Below are 18,028 nucleotides of genomic sequence, written 5' to 3' on the forward strand. Positions count from 1 at the left end.
CAGCGGGCTCACGTCAGGCGGGGATAGGTCGCATGTGGATTTTCGATCATGATCTTGCGCACGAGATCGGGGGTGAGACCTTCGGGCAGCGCGTCCTGGCCCTCGAACTGCCAGTGCGGATAGTCCGTGGAGAATAGGACCAATTCGTCGGACTGCATATGATCAAACAGGCGAATTAATGTCGCCTCGTCTGGCGGCGCATCAAATGGCTGTAAGGAGAAGCGGATGTTGCTGCGCACAATATCCAGCGGCGCGCGATCAACCCACGGCGTCTCCATCCGCACCCCGCGCCAGAACTTGTGCAGGCGCCAGAGATAGGGAGAGATCCAGGAGACGCCGGATTCCAGCATCACCATTTTCAGGCGCGGATATTTGGCGAACACGCCCTCGACGATCAGGCTGGTGAGCTGGGTCTGGAACGCCTGGGCCTGCCCGACATAGTCCTCGATGTGATAGGAACCCCATCCCACTGCGGTCGGTGGATTGTGATAGGCGGAACCCGCGTGAATGCCGACCGGGAGTTCCAGCCGTTCCGCGGCTTCATAGATCGGCCACAGCGCGCGCTTGCCGAGCGGCGTGTCGCCCATCACAAGCATCAGGACCTGGACGAAGCGCTTATCGTGCGCGCAGCGCTCGATTTCTGCCACGGCCTTCTCGACGCTTTGCGTCGGGATCACGATCGAGCCGCGCAGCCTCTTGTCGCGATCGAGCCACTCCTTCGCCAGCCAGTCGTTCAGCGCGCGGCAGAAGGCGGCCTGCAAATCTTCCGAAAACACCATCTGCACGCCGTAGAGCGGATTGCAGATGGCGTAGCTGAGCTGAAACGGATCGAGCACATGGCGCTGCATGTCGTCGAGGCTCTCGCCCGGCTTGCCGCTCTCGGGGCGCCAGTCGGGCCGCGCCGTAATCGGCGAACTCGGCGGATAGGATTGCGAGATGAGGTCGACCATGCCGCGCGTCGTCACCTGATCGCGCCAATAGTCGTTCAGATGGGGCAGCAGGCTGGTCAGATGCGGCACGGCCGGATGCACGTCGCAATCCACCCCGCCGGCGATCAGGGACGCCATGACGTCTCCCTTCTCACGTTTCCTCGCATGTCTCTTCTTGTACCCGCCATTCAAGCAGGCCTGCCCGTCGCCCGCAACTCAGCCAAGCGTCCTGTCATATGCTAGGAAGGCTGAGCTCGGTTGCGAAGAGATAAGGGGTTAGGGATGAAAGAGCTCGTCAGCATTGCGGAACAGGTCGCAGCGAAGCTGATCGCGCGCAAACAGACCATCGCCGTGGCAGAATCCTCAACCGGCGGCCTGATCGCGGCCAGCCTGCTCGCGGTGCCCGGCGCGTCCGCCTATTTCCTCGGCGGCGCGGTGGTCTACACCCGCGATGCCAGGCGCGTGCTGATGGATATTTCGGACGAAGGAATGAAGGGCTTTCGTTCCTCGTCGCAGCCCTACGCGCAACTGCTGGCCGAGCAGATGCGAACGCGCTTCAACAGCGACTGGGGCCTGTCCGAGACCGGAGCAGCCGGCCCAACCGGCAACCGCTACGGCGACGCCGCCGGCCATAGCTGCATGGCGGTTGCGGGGCCTGTGTCAGAGGTGATGACGCTGGAGACCGGCAGCAACGACCGGTTCGGCAACATGCAGATGTTTGCTGCGACGGCGCTGAAGCTGTTGTTGAGGAAGCTGGAGGGGTGAGCTGCGCGAGTGAGTCGGGGCAGCCTCACCACCACATTGCTGTCATCGCCCGGCTCGACCGGGCGATCCAGTACTCCGAGACGGTTATGATTGAATCGATGGGCCGCGGCGTACTGGATGCCCCGCCTTCGCGGGGCATGACAGCGGAGAGTGAGGCGAGAGCTCACCGCCCCAAATGCCGCATGAAGATCCGGACCACATATCCCTGGAATCGCGGTGCTTCGTCGTAGAGATCTGACGCGATCCGCTCGATGGTCTCACGCAACGACAGGAACTGCGCCTGCCGTGCGCTGCTTTCGGTGCCCTGCATGCCCGCGAGCTCGTCCATGGCGGCGTCGCTGATCTGGCACTGCACGACCTCGTCGCCGCTCAGCATGGTGAAGCGAAAGGCCAGCCGTTCGAGGTCATGGCCAATGATCTTGTCGCGCGTCAGCGGCATCCAATTGTCCCGTCGCGCCCCCGAACGGGACAATGCTGAAAATCTGACGCCTTGTCACTATCCGCGCCGAAGGACGTGGCGGTCATCCGACGCCCATCAGCAGCGGCTCGACGAACCGGCTGCTCTCCAGCTTCAGTAGACGAGCGCCGTGCCGGTCGGCCTGTCGAGCGCCGCGGCCAGCGACCGATACTCCTCACAACCGGTCCCGCAGATGGAGGCAATCCGGCTCAAATGATAGAGCGCCTGCTCGCGATTACCCCGCTCGAGCTGCCACAGCCCGTAATATTGCCACGTCAGCACGTGGTTCGGATCCGCCTTCAATGCGCGCTCATACCAGACCTGCGACTGCTCGTAGTCGCCGAGCTTGCGATAGGAGTAGCCGATGAGGTTGGCGACGTTCGGATGGTCGTCATGGCCGAGCGACTTCAATTGCGCGATCGCGGCCGCATAGTCGTTGCGCTCGTAGATCGTGTCATAGGCCACGCGGTAGCCCGCCGCGAATGCGGGATCGCCGATGCCGGACTGATTGTTCGGCTTCTTGCCTTTCTGGGTTGCCTTGGCGCCCGGACGCTTCGGATAGGTCGGCTGCGGTTTCTGATCCGAATAGGCGCCCGCGTACGGATCCGTGGAGCTGGCGCTGCCCCCGCCTCCTCCACCCCCGCCTCCGCCCGCGGCAAAGGCCGGCGAGCACAATAGGGCTGCCGCGAACGTACCCAACACGAAGCGCCTGATCATCGCTGCGATCATGTCTGCCTCCTCAGTGTTTCAAGCGGCCCCGGACCAATTGATAACCCTGCCTCGGCGGCAATATTCCGGGACGCTGCGCTCACGGAGGCGTCAGCATGCGTACGACAGTTCCGGTGTCCTTTACTGGAAGGCCACCTCGGCAAAGCTGCGCAGCTTTCGCGAATGCAGCCGCTCCGATTCCTGTTGCTTGAGCCGCTCCAGCGCCTTCAGGCCGATCTCGAGATGCTGGCCGACGCGGCGGCGGTAGAATTCGCTGGCCATGCCGGCGAGCTTGATCTCGCCGTGCAGCGGCTTGTCGGAGACGCAGAGCAGCGTGCCGTAGGGAACGCGGAAGCGATAGCCGTTGGCGGCGATCGCGGCCGATTCCATGTCGAGCGCGACCGCGCGCGACTGCGACATACGCCGGATCACCTCAGGCCCGGAGATCTCCCAATTGCGGTTGTCGACGCTCGCGACGGTTCCAGTGCGCATCAGGCGCTTGAGCTCGAAACCTTCGAGCCCCGTGACGTCCTCGACCGCCTCCTCGAGCGCGACCTGCATCTCGGCCAGCGCGGGGATCGGCACCCACAACGGCAGCTCGCGATCGAGCACGTGGTCTTCGCGCACATAGCCGTGCGCGAGCACGTAATCGCCGAGGCGCTGCGTGTTGCGCAGGCCCGCGCAATGGCCGAGCATCAGCCAGGCATGCGGGCGCAGCACCGCGACATGGTCGGTGACGTTGCGCGCGTTGGAGGGACCGGTACCGATGTTGATCAGCGTGATGCCGCGATAGCCTGATGCGACCAGGTGGAAGGCCGGCATCTGTGGCATGCGCGCCGGCGCAACGCCGCTGATTGCGCCGGCGCTGCGCGTGATGACGTTGCCCGGCGCGACGAAGGCTTCAAGGCCAGCCTCACTCGACTGGAGCCGCTGCTGACAGAGCTGCGCGAAGGCGTCGACATAGAACTGGTAGTTGGTGAAAATGACAAAATTCTGGAAATGCTCGGGGTCGGTGCCGGTGTAGTGATAGAGCCGGCGCAGCGAGTAATCGACACGGGCGGCACGGAACAGCGACAGCGGCTCGGGTGCGCCCGGCTGAAGCTCGAAGGTGCCGTCGGCAATCGAATCGTCCATGGTGGCGAGATCGGGCACGTCGAACGCGTCGCGCAGCGATCGCGCGACAGAGGAGTTCTCGCTCGTCGTGATCGCAGCTTCGATGTTGATGTCGCGGCGATAGGCGAAGTGGATCGGGATCGGCTCGGCAGACTCGCCGATCTCGACGGGCACGCCGTGATTCTGGATCAAGAGGCCGATCTGCTCGATAAGGTAGCTCCGGAACAGATCCGGACGCGTCACGCTGGTTTCATGGACGCCGGGCCCGGCGACGAAGCCGTAGGCGAGACGGGAATCCAGCCGCGCATGCGTCGCGGTGGTGAGGCGGACGAAGGGATAATAGGCTCGCACCCGCGTCGTGATCGCTTCGCCGCCGACATAGGCCTCGAACCGGTCGCGCAGGAATTTTGTGTTGCGCTCGTAGATTTCTTCGAGCCGCGCGACCGCGAGTGTGGCGTCGGAGAAGGATTCGGTGGCGATGGAGGATGGGGATTGCATGGTCGACCGCCGAGTTGATGGGCTTGAGTCGAACTATAGCAAAGAAGTCAGTGCCGTAGGGTGGGCAAAGCGGAGCGTGCCCACCAATATGCCCGTCGTGTAAGAGACGGTGGGCACCGCGCATCGCGCCTTTGCCCACCCGACGAGACCGACAGCGAGAAACACGGTGCCGTAGGGTGGGTTAGCGCAGCGTAACCCGCCACTTCTGCTTCCGCGGATAGAGAAGCGGTGGGTTACGCTGCGCTAACCCACCCTACGAGATCACGACGCGCTTTCGCCCGTCACTTCTCCCGGAACGCCCGCATCAGCTGGTCGTGCAGCGGCTTCATCAGATAGGACAGCATGGTGCGGTCGCCGGTCTGGACGAAGGCTTCCACGGGCATGCCGGGAATCATCTTGACGTCGCCGAGACGGGCGATCTCTGCGGCCGGCATCGAGACGCGGATGGTGTAGTAGCTCTGGCCGGTGCGCTGGTCGGTGGTGACGTCGGGCGAGACGCGGCTGACGAGGCCGTTGAGCTCCGGCGTGGTGCGCTGATTGAAGGCGGAGAGGCGCAACAGCGTCTTCTGGCCGATCTGCAGCTTGTCGATGTCGACCGGATTGACCTTTGCCTCGACCTGGAGATCGTCGGCCTGCGGCACGATCAGCATGAGAGCGTCGCCGGCGGTGATGACGCCGCCGACCGTGTGCACCGTGGATTGCAGCACCATGCCGTCCTGCGGCGCGCGGATGTCGATGCGGCGAAGCTGGTCTTCGGCGGCAACCTTGCGCTCGATCAGCTCGCCGATCTTGTCGTTGGTCTCGCGCAGATCCTTGGAGACCTCGCTCACCACGTCCTTGTCGACCTGGATGATCTGGAGCTCGGTCTCCGTGATCTTGCCCTTGGCCTGGGCGCGCGAAGCGATGTACTGCGCGCGTTCGCCGTTGAGACGGGCCGAGTCGCGTTCGAGCTGGGTCAGACGCGAGATCTGCACCAGACGCTTGTCGTAAAGCTCGCGCACGCCGGTGAGCTCGTTCTGCACCAGCGCGATCTCCTGATCCTTGGCCTTCTCCTGGGCGCTGAGCCCCGCGATCTCCTCGTTGAGCTGCGTGATGCGCTCGCGCAGCTGAGCCTTCTGTCCGGTGCGGCCGTTGACGCGGACGTCGAACAGCTTGGTTTCGGCGGAGAGCAGCAGCTTGACGTCGGGATCCCCAGCGCGCTCGATCAGGGCCTGCGGAAATTCGATCCTGTCGACCCCGCGCTGCTCGGCCTGCAGGCGCGCCGCACGCGCCTGCGCGGCGTCGAGATTCTTGGTGACGATGGCAAGGTTGGCCTTGGTGACGGTATCGTCGAGCCGCACCACGATATCGCCGGCCTTGACCAGGTCGCCGTCGCGGGCGCGCACCTCGCCGACCACGCCGCCGGTCGGATGCTGCACCTTCTTGACGTTGGATTCGACCACGATCTGGCCCGGCGCGATCAGCGCGCCCGAGATCAGCACGGTCGAGGCCCAGCCGCCGAGACCGACGACAAGCACCAGCACGATCACGAAGCCGAGGATCAGGTGAAACTTGATGGATTCGCGTACGGTCTTGTTCGCGGCAGGCTTCGGGCCGCCGATGGCCATCGTGCTCATGGCTTTGTGCTCATGGTTTGGCCACTCCACCTTCGCTGACGATCTTGATCGGGGCCGGCGGCGTCACGCGCGGCTGCAGCACCTGGGCGAGCACCTGCTCCTTGGGGCCGAACGCCTGCATGCGGCCATCACGCAGCACCAGGACCTGGTCGACCGCCTCGACGCCGATCGGGCGGTGCGCCACTACGACCACGATGGCGCCGCGCTCGCGAGCGGCGCGGACGGCGCGGGTCAGCGCCTCGTCGCCTTCGGTGTCGAGATTGGAGTTGGGCTCGTCGAGCACGATCAGGAAGGGGTTGCCATAGAGCGCGCGCGCCAGCGCCACGCGCTGCGCCTGGCCGGCGGAAAGCGCCGTGCCCTGCTCGCCGACTTGCGTGTTGTAGCCCTCGCGCATCTTGATGATCATCTCGTGCACGCCGGCTTCTTTCGCAGCCGCGATGATGCCCTCGGACGTCGCCTCGGGATCGAACCGGCTGATGTTCTGGGCGATGGTGCCGCCGAACAATTCGACGTCCTGCGGCAGATAGCCGATGTGCCGGCCAAGCATGTCGGACGACCATTGGTCGAGCGCCGCGCCGTCGAGCCGCACCTTGCCGCGCACCGGCTGCCAGACCCCGACCAGCGCGCGGATGAGCGACGATTTGCCGGAACCGCTCGGGCCGATCACGCCGAGGCCGTTGCCCGCGGCGAGCGCGAAGGTGATGTCCTGCACGATGAGGCGCTGGTCGCCGGGCGGCACCATGGCGACGCCTTCGACCGAGAGCCGGCTCGTGGGCGCCTGCAACTGGGTCGGCATCGTCTGCGCCGGCATCTGCTCCAGCAGGCGCGTGAGGCGGTGCCAGCTCTGGCGTGCCGCGACGAAGGATTTCCAGTGCGCAATGGCGAGATCGACCGGCGCAAGCGCGCGGGCGGACAGGATCGAGCCGGCGATGATGATGCCGGCGGTCGCCTCCTGGTGGATGACGAGATAGGCGCCGACCGCCAGCACGGCCGATTGCAGCATCATGCGCAGCACCTTTGCGACCGCGCCGAGACCGCCGGCGACGTCGCTCGCATGTTGATTGCCGGCGAGATATTTTTCGTTGGTCTCGCTCCAGCGCTGGTTCATCCGGCCGGCCATGCCCATCGCCACCATGACTTCGGCGTTGCGGCGGCTGGCCTGGGCGAGATCGTTGCGCTGGGCGGCAAGCCCCATCGCCTCGCGCGCCGGCTGGCGGGACATGAACTCGGTGACCAGCGTCAGCCCGACCAGGATGATGGCGCCGACCAGCGCGGTGACGCCGATCATGACGTGGAAGGCGAAGCAGATGGCGAGATAGAGCGGCAGCCAGGGCAGGTCGAAGAATGCGCTCGGGCCCATTCCGCCGAGAAAGGAGCGGACATTGTCGAGGTCGCGTAGCGGCTGGAGGCCTTCGTTGCGGCTGCCGACCAGAAGCGGCAGGCGCACGATGGTGTCGAACACGCGCTTGTTGAGGGCTTCATCGAGCGCGGTGCCGATCCGCCCCAGGATCCGGTTGCGGATCATGTCGAGCACACCCTGCGCCATGTAGAGGAAGCTGGCGAGGATGATCAGGCCGACCAGGGTCGGGACGCTGCGGCTCGGCAGCACCCGGTCGTAAACCTCCAGCATGAATATCGACCCGGTCAGATAGAGCAGGTTGATCATGCAGCTCATCAAGCCGACGCCGATGAACGCCGTGCGACAAGCGCGTAAGGCGTCACCGAGCTCTGAACGGCGGACGCCAGGACCGGCTGCCATCAGTCTGATCTCTTTCAGGTGGGGGCCAAGGCCCCTGATTTCACGAGCAATTCAGGGTACTCGCCCCGGATTAACATCATGTTCGCCCTGCGTCCAACGCAGCCGGGTTCATCCAAAACCCTGATGGCCCACATCTACCCCTGATGGCCCCGCACGCAAGTCCGGTATTTCACAGTCTTTGCGGCTTTTTGGTGCAGTGGCCGCCGCCCCTCCCCGGTCCTGGAGAGGCGGCTAGTTCCGATCGACCGAACCGGGCGGCTGCTAGAACCGGCCGCCGCCCCGCACCAGCCGTACCACCAGCAGCAGGATGACCGCGCCGATGGCGGAATAGACGATCTCGGATACCAAGCCCGTGCCGAGGCGAATGCCGAGCTTCGGAAACAGGAAGCTCGCCACCAGCGCACCGGCGATGCCGACCACGATGTCGCCGATGATCCCGAACCCCGTTCCGCGCACCACCTTGCCGGCGAGCCAGCCGGCCACCAGCCCGACGAACAGGATGACGAGCAGGCCTTCGTTTGAAATGTGCATAAATCTGGTCCCTCTGCATGAACGGCCGCATGGAACGGGAACCGGGATGAATGGCGTCTGAATGCTAGTCGCTTCACCCGCCTTCGACAAAAATGTCGAAAACAACCCCATGCAAAGTAGAACGGCTTCTGCCTGCAGTCGCCGGTGAACTGTGACAACTCGGTGTTGCCGTAGAGGAATTTCAAAGGAAGGAGCGCTGCTGCAGCGCCGTTCAAATACTATGACAGCGCCGCCGTCTGCTCCGCCAGCACACATCGCGCCGCCCGGCCCGGCCCGACCGCCACATTGGCAGGCAATTGCGCCAGGCAACGGGGCTGCGCCACGGCGCAGCGCGGGGCGAAGGAGCAGTTGTGGGGTTTCTCGGTCAGCGAAGGCGGCGTGCCGGGAATGGTTTCGAGGCGGGCGCCACGCTTGGCGCCGTGAATAGTCGAGGCGAGCAGGCCCTTGGCATAGGGATGCACCGGGCTGCGGACGATGTCGCGAAGCGTGCCCTGCTCCACGATCTGGCCGGCATACATCACCGCGACACGGTCGCAGATCTCGATGGCGACGCCGATGTCGTGGGTGACGAAGATGACGGACATGCCGAACTCGCGCTGCAGCTCGCGCAGCAAGAGCAGGATCTGGATCTGCACGGTGGCATCGAGCGCGGTGGTCGGCTCATCCGCGAGCAGGATTTTTGGCCGGCACGCCAGCGCCAGCGCGATCATGGCGCGCTGACGCATGCCGCCGGACATCTCGTGCGGATAGGCGTCGAGCCGGCGTTTTGCGGAGGGAATGCGCACGACTTCGAGCATTTCGAGTGCGCGTGCCCTGCCCTCCGCGTAGCTTTTGCCCTCGTGGCGCACGACGCTTTCGGCGATCTGCGCCCCGATGGTGTAGACCGGATCCAGCGCCAATGCCGGCTCCTGGAAGATCATCGACACGGTCTGGCCGCGGAAGGACGACAGCTCCTCGTCGTTCATGGCGAGCACGTCGCGGCCCATGACGTTGACGGTGCCGGAAATCTGCGTGCGCTTCTTCGGCAACAGCCGCATCAGCGCACGCAGGGTCACGCTCTTTCCCGAACCGGACTCGCCGAGCAGGCCCAACACCTCACTGTTGCCCAGCGAGAGACTGAGATCGTTCACGGCGTAGACCGTGCGCTCCCCGGTGAAGCGGATGTTGAGGCCTGAGATGTCGACGAGGTTGGTCATGACGGCAGTTTCGGCAATCGATCGTGATAATCGGTGACGCGCTGGAAGGCCGCGCCGATGGTGAGCAGGGTCGCTTCGTCGAAGGAGCGGCCGATCAGCTGCATGCCGACCGGCAGGCCGCTTTTCGTGAAGCCCGAGGGCACGGTGAGCGACGGCAGGCCGAGGAAGTTCACCGGGCGGGTGAACAGCGTCAGCCGCTGCACCATGGCCGGTGCGTTCGGCCCGCCCCCGACATCGCTCTCCTCGATCGTCGGCGCCGGCACCGGCGAGGCCGGCGCGATCACGGCATCGACGTCCGAGGTCGCCGCGTTGTGCGCGGCCAGCGCCGGGCCGCGCCAGCGCATCGCTTCCAGATATGTGATGGCTGGAACGGCGAGACCGTTCTGCAGTCGCATCAGGACTTGCGGGCCATAGTCCTGCGGACGCTCGATCATCCAGCGCTTGTGGAAGGCGGCAGCTTCGGCGGCGAGCACGAGCTGGCTCGCCGAGGACAATTGCCGCTGGTCCGGCAGCTCGACCGTGACGATGTCCGCGCCCTCACGCTTGAGCACGGCGATGGTCTCGTCCAGCACGCGCGCGACCTCGCTGTCGAGATCGTCGACATAGAACGAGGCGGGTACGCCGATCTTGAGGCCTTTCAGCGAGCCCTTGGTCGCGCCGACATAGTCCGACAGCGGCTCGTGGCTGCAGGTCGAGTCCGCAGGGTCCGCCCCAGCCATCAGCGCCAGCAGCAGCGCGCAATCCTCGGCGGTGCGGGCAAGCGGGCCGACGGTGTCGAGCGACTGCGACAACGGCATCGCGCCGGCCCGGCTGACGCGACCGACGGTGGTCTTCAACCCCGTGACGCCGCAGAAATGCGCGGGCATCCGGATGGAGCCGCCGGTGTCCGAGCCCAGCGCCGCATAGGTCAGCCGCGCCGCGACCGCCGAGCCGGAGCCCGACGACGAGCCGCCGGTGATGTGCGCGACGTTCCAGGGATTGCGCACCGGGCCGTAATGGGCGTTGTGCCCGGTCGGGCCGTAGGCGAATTCGGCCAGATGCAGCGTGCCGAGCCTGATCTGGCCGGCGTCCTTCAACCGCTGCAACGCCGTGGAGGTCACGGTCGGCACGAAATCACGACGGATCAGCGAGCCGCAGGTCGCGACGTGGCCGGCATCGTAATACATGTCCTTGTGCGCGAGCGGCACGCCGTGCAGCGGACCACGGACATTGCCCTTGGCGAGATCGGAATCGGCGGCCTCCGCCGCATGCAATGCAGCCTCGGCCTCGATCGACATGAAGGCGTTGAGATGCGGCTGCCACTGCGCAATGCGGTGCAACAGCGCGCGCGTCACCTCATGCGAGGACACCTGCTTCATCGCGATCGCGCGCGCGACCTGGGTGAGCGTCATCAATGCAGGCTCAGTGCTCATTTCGACACCTTCTGCGTCTGCACGGTCGGATAGAGCGCGGGCTCGAGGTCGAACGGCAGCGTGCCGGCGATGGCCGCGAAGCCTTCGAAGGCAGGTCCGATGGAATTAGAGATGCGCGTCGCGATCTCGTCGTCCACGGGGACGCCGGCAACTAGCGAAATCGGCTTGATCTCTTTCGGTGTCGGTCTCGTCATGCGATCTTCTCCCTGGGCGCGCGGCTGTGGCCTGAACCCGGTATCGCCATGTAGCACGCGGCCTCGTGGCCCATATTATCCAGCGCGGTGAGCTTTGGTGTCGCATTTGCGCAGAGCGGCTCCGCAAACGGGCAACGGGTGTGGAAGCGGCAGCCCGGGGGCGGATCAATCGGGTTGGGCGGATCGCCGGTGATTGGCGGTTGCTCGGTGCGCCTGTCGGGGTCCGACGACGGCATCGCCGCCAGGAGTGCGCGCGTGTAGGGATGCGCAGGGTTGTCCCAGACCTGGTCGACCGGGCCGAGCTCGACGACCTCGCCGAGATACATCACCAGCACGCGGTCCGAGATGTAACGGACGACGTTGAGGTCATGGCTGATGAAGAGATAGGTCAGCCCGAACTCGCGCTTGAGATCGGCGAGCAGGTTGAGCACCTGCGCCTCGACGGATTTGTCGAGCGCGGAGACCGCTTCATCCAAAATCACCAACCGCGGCGACAGCGCCAGCGCGCGCGCGATGTTGACGCGCTGGCGCTGGCCGCCGGAGATCTCGTGCGGATAGCGGTTGGCGAAGTTTTCGGGGCGCAAGCCGACCTTGCCGAGCAGCTCGCGCGCCAACGCCCGTGACGCGCCATCGCCCATGCCGTGCACCTTCGGGCCAAAGGCGATCGATTCCTCGATCGTCAGGCGCGGATTGAGCGAAGCATAGGAGTCCTGGAACACCATCTGCATGCCGCGGCGCAATTCGCGCAAGCTCAGCGACTGGCCGACGGTCATGCCGTCATAGATGATGTCGCCAGTGTCGCGCGGCATCAGATGCATCAGCAGGCGCGCGGTGGTGGACTTGCCGCAGCCGGACTCGCCGACGATGCCGACGGTCTCGCCCTTGGCGACGGCGAAGGAGACGTTGTCGACGGCGCGCACGGTGCGCTTCGCGGCAAACAATCCACCGCGAACGGGAAAGTGCTTTGTCAGTCCGTTGACCTGAAGCAACGGCTGCGCGACGCCGCCGCGGTCTTCGACCGGCTCGAGCATTTCGACGGATGTGTTGCTCTCGCTCATGGCTAGTTCCTGATGTCCATGGCGCTCCGCAGGCCGTCCGAAAGCAGGTTGAAGCAGATCGAGACGGCGAAGATCATCGCGCCCGGCAATGCGGCGACCCAGGGATTGACGTAGATCGCGGTACGCAAGGTGTTGAGCATTAGCCCCCATTCCGGCTCCGGCGGCTTGGTGCCGAGACCGAGGAAAGAAAGGCCGGCCGCCAGGATCATCGAGACCGAAATCAGGCTCGTCGCATAGACGAAGATCGCGCCGAGCACGTTGCCGAGGATGTGCACGCGCATGATGGTGAAGGGCCCGGCGCCGGAGGCGCGCGCGGCCTCGACGAAGTCCATGTTGCGCACGCCGGTGGTGACGCTTTCGGCGACGCGGGTGATCTGCGGCACGAACACGACCGTCAACGACACGATGGAATTGAGGATGCCGGCGCCCAGCGCGCCGGAGATCGCGATCGCCAGCAGCACGGAGGGAAAGGCGTAGAACACGTCGATCGTGCGCATGATCGCGGTGTTGAGCTTGCCGCCGACATAGCCGGCGACGAGGCCCAGCGAGGTGCCGATGCAGAAGGCGAGGATCACGGGCAGAATGCCGATGACCAGCGACAGCCGCCCGCCGTAGATCAGCCGTGCCAGCATGTCGCGGCCGAGTTCGTCGGTGCCGAGCGGGTAGCCAACGGTGCCGATGTGGCGCAGGCGGCGGATCATGGAGCCCTTGTAGGGATCTTCCAGACCCAACCATGGCGCAAGGATCGCGGACAGGAAGATCAGCAGCAGCACCAGCGCGCAGGCCATGCTGACCTTGTCGCGCCGGATGCGGCGGCCGACGGTCGCCCAATAGCCGCGCGCCTTGGTGGCGGGGGCGGCCTGCAGCGCGGCATCGGCGGTGGCGGCGGACAACGGAAGCTCGCTCATCGCCGCAATTTCCATCGTCGTCCCGGCGAAAGCCGGGACCCATAGCCACGAAATGTAATTTGGCGAAGACTCGTAGTGGCCGTCTCGTCCCACAACCGCTTACCGGGGTTATGGGTCCCGGCCTTCGCCGGGACGACACTGAGTGTGTGGCACCTCATCCCACTAGCCCCGCTTGATGCGCGGATCGATCGCGGCTTGCGCGATGTCGACCATGAGATTGAGGAAGACGAAGAACAGCGCCAGGATCAGGATCGTGCCCTGCAGCAGCGGCAAATCACGCTGGAAGATCGCCGAGTTGAGCAGGAAGCCCGAGCCCGGCCAGGAGAACACGGTCTCGATCAGGATCGAGCCGCCGAGCATATAACCGAGTTGAAGCCCCATCACCGCGAGCGCGGTGGGCGCGGCGTTCTTGATGACGTGGCGGAACACGCCGCGCTCATGCAGCCCCTTGGCGCGCAGGGCCTCGACAAAATCCTGGCTCAGGATGTCGCCGGTCAGCGCGCGCACCGTGCGGGTGACGATACCCATGGGAATCACCGATGTCGTGATCGCGGGCAGCACGAGGTATTGCAGGTGCGCCCAGTCCCAGGCCCAGGTGGCGGAGCCGCCGGGCCCGGCGCCGACCGCGGGCAGCCAGTTCAGCTGCACCGAGAAGATGATGACGAGCACCATGCCGAGCCAGTAATGCGGCACGGATACGCCCGCGATGGCAAAGGACGTCGCGAGCTTGTCGATCCAGGTCTCGCGGAAATAGCCGGCGATCAGGCCGAGCAGGATGCCCATGGTGAAGCCGATGATCGCGGCGGCAATCGCCAGCGTGACGGTGTTGCTGACCGCGCGCATGACCTCGGCGAGCACGGGGCGCCCCGTCGCAATGGAATTGCCGAGATCGCCGTGCAGCGCGCGCATCAGCCACAAGCCGAACTGCACCGGCAGCGGGCGGTCAAAACCATAGGCGGTACGCAGCTGCGCGGCGAGCTCCTGCGAGGCATCGGCCGGCAGCACCGCGACCAGCGGATCGCCCGGCGTGATGTGCACGAGCAGGAAACACACCAGCGCGACGCTGATGACGATCGGGACGACGTAGACGATGCGTCTGGCGATATAGGCGAGCACTGGTCTTCTTTCTTCCTTCTCCCCTTGTGGGAGAAGGTGGCGCGAAGCGCCGGATGAGGGGTATCTATCCGCGGATACAGCATTATCGAATGAGCGAGAGGGTCACTCGCGGAGAGAGACCCCTCACCCGGCTTCGCTGTCGCGAAGCCACCCTCTCCCACAAGGGGAGAGGGTGCACTGTTCGTGTGGCGCGAACTACTTCATCGACACCAGCGAGAAGTCGATGAACCAGCTCTTCGGCTGCACCACGCCGGTCACCTTCGGGCTCATCGCGCGGGGGCCGACGTCGTGGGCGACGTAGAGGAATGCGGCATCGTCGACCGAGGCCGCGTGCAGCTCGGCGAGCGCGGCGTCGCGCGCGGCGGGATCGAAGGTCTGGCGGGCCTTCTTCACCAGCTCGTCGAACTTGGGATTGTTGATGAAACCCCAATTGTTCGAGACCGGCGGCGCCATGCCCGATTGCAGGAAGCGCACCAGGGCGAAGAACGGATCCATCGCCGCGTAGGTCACGTTGGTCGCGTGCGAACCGTTCGCCGACGGATCCTTGGCGCCCCGGCGCCAGTTCGTGAACAGCGTATTCCATTCGATGACGTCGAGCTGCACATCGAAGTAGCATTCGGCAAGGGCCTGCTGGAGATACTCGTTCATCGGCAAGGGCTGCATCTGGCCCGAACCCGAGGCGGAGGTCTGGGTCTTGACCGTCAGCTTCTTGTTGGGGCCGAAGCCCGCCTCCTGCATCAGCTTCTGCGCAGCCGCCTTGTCATACTTGATCTCGAAGCTCGGCTTGCCGCGCCAGGGATGACCGGGCTCGAAGGTGCCGGTGGCCGGCACCATCAGGCCGGCGAGCAGGCCGTCCTTGAGACCTTCGCGATCGACGCAGAGGTTGGCGGCCTTGCGCACGCGGATGTCGTTCCAGGGCGAGCCCTCGACGCGGGAGAACTGCCACGGCCAGACATGCGGCTGCTCGTTGGCGTAGAGCTTGAAGCCGCGCTGCTTGAGCTCGGGCAGTGCGTCCGGCGCCGGCGCCTCGACCCAGTCGACCTGACCGGAGAGCAGCGCCGCGGTGCGGGCGTTGGCTTCCGGCATCGGCAACAGCACCATCTTGTCGACCTTGGGCACGCGCGCCTTGTCCCAATAGCTCGCGTTCTTGACGAGCTCTAGCCGCTCGCGCGGCGTGAAGCTCGCCATCTTCCACGGGCCGGTGCCTGCAGCGTCCTTGGCAAACGCCGTCCATGCCGCCTGCGACTTGGCCTTGGCGTCGGCGCCTTCGGCCTTGTCATAGAAATGCTGCCACTTCGCCGGGCTCGCCATGAACAAATTGGTGAGGTTGATCGGCAGGAAGCTGTCGGGCTCCTTGGTGGTGAGCTCGACCGTCATGTCGTCGATCTTCTTGGCGGAGGCCAGCGTCGGCATGCGCGAGGCCGTGACGCCGACCTGGCTGGCGTCGAACTGCGGCGCGTCCTGCTTCAACACCTTCTCGACGTTCCACACCACGGCATCCGCGTTGAACGGGGAGCCATCGTGGAAGGTCACGCCAGGGCGCAGCTTGAAAACCCACTTGGTCTTGTCGGCATCGTCGACCTTCCACTCGGTGGCAAGGCCGGGAATCACCACGCTCGCCTTCTCGGCGGAGGACAGGTCCCAGCCGGTCAGCGCGTCGTACATGGTGAGGCCGGTGAAGCGGTTGCCTTCAAAACCCTGATCGGGCTGGCCAAGCGTGCGCGGAATATCGGCAGCGGTCATGCCGATGCGCAGCACGGTGTCGGCGCTGGCCTCACGCGGCCATGCAGCCGCCGTCGCTAGAGCGAGCACCGCGATCCATGCCGCGCGCGTGTTCTTCTTAGTAAGCATCGCCTCAATCCCTTTCCGGCTTCGATGACTATTTTTGATGCAATCGTATGCAATGGCTATGCCAAAGAGAAACTTATTCTGCGATTTGGCCCTGCGACGACAAGTCCTTGTAGGTCGCAGGCGGGTCCACGCGCCGCGCTGCCTATTCTGGCATCAAGATTGCAAGTTCGGTCTCGAAATCCCCTGGGAGCTCTGGGCCATGCGTGTTCGTCTATCGATTTGTCTCGCCGTGCTTGCACTGGCGTTGTCCGCAATCTCGGCGCGCGCCGAAACCGTGGTGCGCTACGGCATCTCGATGGCGGACATTCCGCTCACCACGGGTCAGCCCGATCGCGGCGCCGGCGCCTATCAGTTCACGGCCTACACGATCTACGATCCCTTGGTGGCCTGGGAGATGGACGTCGCCGACCGGCCCGGCAAGCTGGTGCCGGGGCTTGCGACCGATTGGAAGGTCGATGATGCCGACAAGACCAAATGGCGCTTCACGCTTCGCAAGGGCGTGAGGTTTCACGACGGCAGCGAGTTCAACGCCGACGCCGTGATCTGGAATCTGGACAAGGTGCTCAACGACAAGGCGCCGCAATTCGACAAGCGCCAGAGCGCGCAGGTGAAGACCCGCCTCCCCTCCGTTGCGAGCTACGCCAAGATCGACGATTTCACCGTGGAGATCACCACCAAGACGGTCGATTCCTTCTTTCCCTATCAGATGCTGTGGTTCCTGGTGTCGAGCCCGGCGCAGTACGACAAGCTCGGCAAGGATTGGGACAAGTTCGCGAGCCAGCCCTCCGGCACCGGCCCGTTCAAGCTGACGAAGCTGGTGCCGCGCGAGCTTGCAGAACTCAGCAAGAACCCAGACTACTGGAACAAGAAGCGCATTCCCAAGGCCGACAAGATCGTGCTGGTGCCGATGCCGGAAGCGCTGACCCGCACCAACGCGCTGCTGGCGGGGCAAGTCGATCTGATCGAGACGCCGGCGCCGGATGCCGTGCCGCAGCTGAAAGCCGCCGGCATGAAGCTCGTCGACAACGTCACACCGCATGTCTGGAATTATCATCTCAGCGTGCTGCCGGGCTCGCCCTGGACCGACATCCGCCTGCGCAAGGCGCTGAACCTTGCGATCGACCGCGACGCCGTGGTCGGGCTGATGAATGGCCTCGCCAAGCCCGCGAAGGGCCAGGTCGACCCGTCCAGCCCGTGGTTCGGCAAGCCGGGCTTCGAGCTGAAATATGATCTGGCTGCGGCGAAGACGCTGGTCGAGGAGGCCGGCTACTCCAAGGCGAAACCACTGAAGGCCACCTTCATCATCGCACAGGGCGGCACCGGCCAGATGCTGTCGCTGCCGATGAACGAATTCCTGCAGCAGAGTTTTAAGGAGATCGGCATCGACATCGACTTCAAAGTGGTCGAGCTCGAGACATTGTATACGCATTGGCGCAAGGGCGCGGCCGACGAGATCAACGCCGGCATCACCGCCAACAACATCGCCTATGTCACCTCAGACCCGCTCTACGCCATCGTCCGCTTCTTCCATTCGGGCCAGATCGCGCCTGTGGGGGTCAACTGGGGCGGCTACAAGAACCCGAAGGTGGATGCTCTGATCGACGAGGCCAAGCAGACATTCGATAGCGCCAAACAGGACGAGTTGCTGGCCCAGGCTCACGCGCTGATCGTGGACGACGCCACGCTGGTCTGGGTCGTGCACGATACCAACCCGCACGCACTGTCGCCGAAGATCAAGCGGTTCGTGCAGGCGCAGCATTGGTTTCAGGATCTGACGACGATCGGGATGGAGTGAGCGGCAAACACAGGTGTCGTAGTGTCGTAGGGTGGGCAAAGCGAAGCGTGCCCACCACCTCGGCATTGCGGAGCAGGATCGTGGGCACGGCGCTAGCGCGCCTTTGCCCACCCTACGAGAGT

16 protein-coding genes are annotated in these 18,028 nt (G+C 64.9%); 2 read left to right on the forward strand and 14 right to left on the reverse strand.

Annotation, left to right across the window (positions count from 1 at the left end):
• Positions 1-8 precede the first annotated feature (8 nt).
• A complete protein-coding gene (locus CIT37_RS37235; RefSeq protein ID WP_038948826.1) occupies positions 9-1,067 on the reverse strand; it encodes an amidohydrolase family protein in 1,059 nt (352 codons plus the stop codon).
• Between the two features lie 144 nt (positions 1,068-1,211).
• Between CIT37_RS37235 and CIT37_RS37240 the strand changes: the two genes are divergently transcribed.
• Complete coding sequence (locus CIT37_RS37240) at positions 1,212-1,694, forward strand: CinA family protein (protein ID WP_028140652.1); 483 nt, start codon at positions 1,212-1,214, stop codon at positions 1,692-1,694.
• Positions 1,695-1,857: 163 nt separating this feature from the next.
• Here the strand turns inward: CIT37_RS37240 and CIT37_RS37245 are convergent, their stop codons facing one another.
• From CIT37_RS37245 to CIT37_RS37305, 13 genes are all read right to left on the reverse strand, one after another.
• Positions 1,858-2,133, reverse strand: coding sequence for a DUF1488 family protein (locus CIT37_RS37245; protein WP_020508771.1), 276 nt, complete (start codon positions 2,131-2,133; stop codon positions 1,858-1,860).
• Positions 2,134-2,265: 132 nt separating this feature from the next.
• A complete protein-coding gene (locus CIT37_RS37250) occupies positions 2,266-2,880 on the reverse strand; it encodes a tetratricopeptide repeat protein (protein WP_028140654.1) in 615 nt (204 codons plus the stop codon).
• Positions 2,881-3,000: 120 nt separating this feature from the next.
• Positions 3,001-4,470 carry an AMP nucleosidase gene (locus CIT37_RS37255; protein ID WP_095426869.1) on the reverse strand — a complete coding sequence of 490 codons (1,470 nt, stop codon included), beginning with the start codon at positions 4,468-4,470 and terminating at the stop codon, positions 3,001-3,003.
• Positions 4,471-4,751: 281 nt separating this feature from the next.
• Positions 4,752-6,086, reverse strand: coding sequence for an HlyD family type I secretion periplasmic adaptor subunit (locus CIT37_RS37260; RefSeq protein ID WP_028140656.1), 1,335 nt, complete (start codon positions 6,084-6,086; stop codon positions 4,752-4,754).
• Between the two features lie 10 nt (positions 6,087-6,096).
• A complete protein-coding gene (locus CIT37_RS37265) occupies positions 6,097-7,845 on the reverse strand; it encodes a type I secretion system permease/ATPase (protein WP_095426868.1) in 1,749 nt (582 codons plus the stop codon).
• 261 nt (positions 7,846-8,106) lie between these two features.
• Positions 8,107-8,376 carry a GlsB/YeaQ/YmgE family stress response membrane protein gene (locus tag CIT37_RS37270; RefSeq protein ID WP_028140658.1) on the reverse strand — a complete coding sequence of 90 codons (270 nt, stop codon included), beginning with the start codon at positions 8,374-8,376 and terminating at the stop codon, positions 8,107-8,109.
• 218 nt (positions 8,377-8,594) lie between these two features.
• The gene (locus tag CIT37_RS37275) at positions 8,595-9,572 is read right to left on the reverse strand and encodes an ABC transporter ATP-binding protein (protein WP_028140659.1); all 978 of its coding nucleotides are present in this window, start codon (positions 9,570-9,572) and stop codon (positions 8,595-8,597) included.
• Entirely contained in the window at positions 9,569-10,984 is a 1,416-nt protein-coding gene (locus CIT37_RS37280) for an amidase (RefSeq protein WP_095426867.1), read from the reverse strand. Before CIT37_RS37280 ends, CIT37_RS37275 begins: the two co-directional genes overlap by 4 nt.
• Positions 10,981-11,178 carry a hypothetical protein gene (locus CIT37_RS37285; protein ID WP_095426866.1) on the reverse strand — a complete coding sequence of 66 codons (198 nt, stop codon included), beginning with the start codon at positions 11,176-11,178 and terminating at the stop codon, positions 10,981-10,983. Before CIT37_RS37285 ends, CIT37_RS37280 begins: the two co-directional genes overlap by 4 nt.
• The gene (locus CIT37_RS37290) at positions 11,175-12,236 is read right to left on the reverse strand and encodes an ABC transporter ATP-binding protein (RefSeq protein WP_161966272.1); all 1,062 of its coding nucleotides are present in this window, start codon (positions 12,234-12,236) and stop codon (positions 11,175-11,177) included. The genes CIT37_RS37285 and CIT37_RS37290 overlap by 4 nt, the downstream gene beginning before the upstream one ends.
• Before the next feature lie 2 nt (positions 12,237-12,238).
• Positions 12,239-13,144, reverse strand: coding sequence for an ABC transporter permease (locus tag CIT37_RS37295; protein WP_095426896.1), 906 nt, complete (start codon positions 13,142-13,144; stop codon positions 12,239-12,241).
• A gap of 162 nt (positions 13,145-13,306) precedes the next feature.
• Positions 13,307-14,260: an ABC transporter permease gene (locus CIT37_RS37300; RefSeq protein WP_028140664.1), complete on the reverse strand. Its 954-nt coding sequence runs from the start codon at positions 14,258-14,260 to the stop codon at positions 13,307-13,309.
• 195 nt (positions 14,261-14,455) lie between these two features.
• Positions 14,456-16,111 carry an ABC transporter substrate-binding protein gene (locus tag CIT37_RS37305; protein ID WP_095426865.1) on the reverse strand — a complete coding sequence of 552 codons (1,656 nt, stop codon included), beginning with the start codon at positions 16,109-16,111 and terminating at the stop codon, positions 14,456-14,458.
• A gap of 199 nt (positions 16,112-16,310) precedes the next feature.
• Between CIT37_RS37305 and CIT37_RS37310 the strand changes: the two genes are divergently transcribed.
• Positions 16,311-17,906, forward strand: a complete 1,596-nt coding sequence (locus CIT37_RS37310) for an ABC transporter substrate-binding protein (RefSeq protein ID WP_161966273.1) — start codon at positions 16,311-16,313, stop codon at positions 17,904-17,906.
• The last annotated feature ends 122 nt before the right edge of the window (positions 17,907-18,028 follow it).

Origin of the sequence: Bradyrhizobium ottawaense (assembly GCF_002278135.3) — a bacterium.
Taxonomy (GTDB): domain Bacteria; phylum Pseudomonadota; class Alphaproteobacteria; order Rhizobiales; family Xanthobacteraceae; genus Bradyrhizobium; species Bradyrhizobium ottawaense.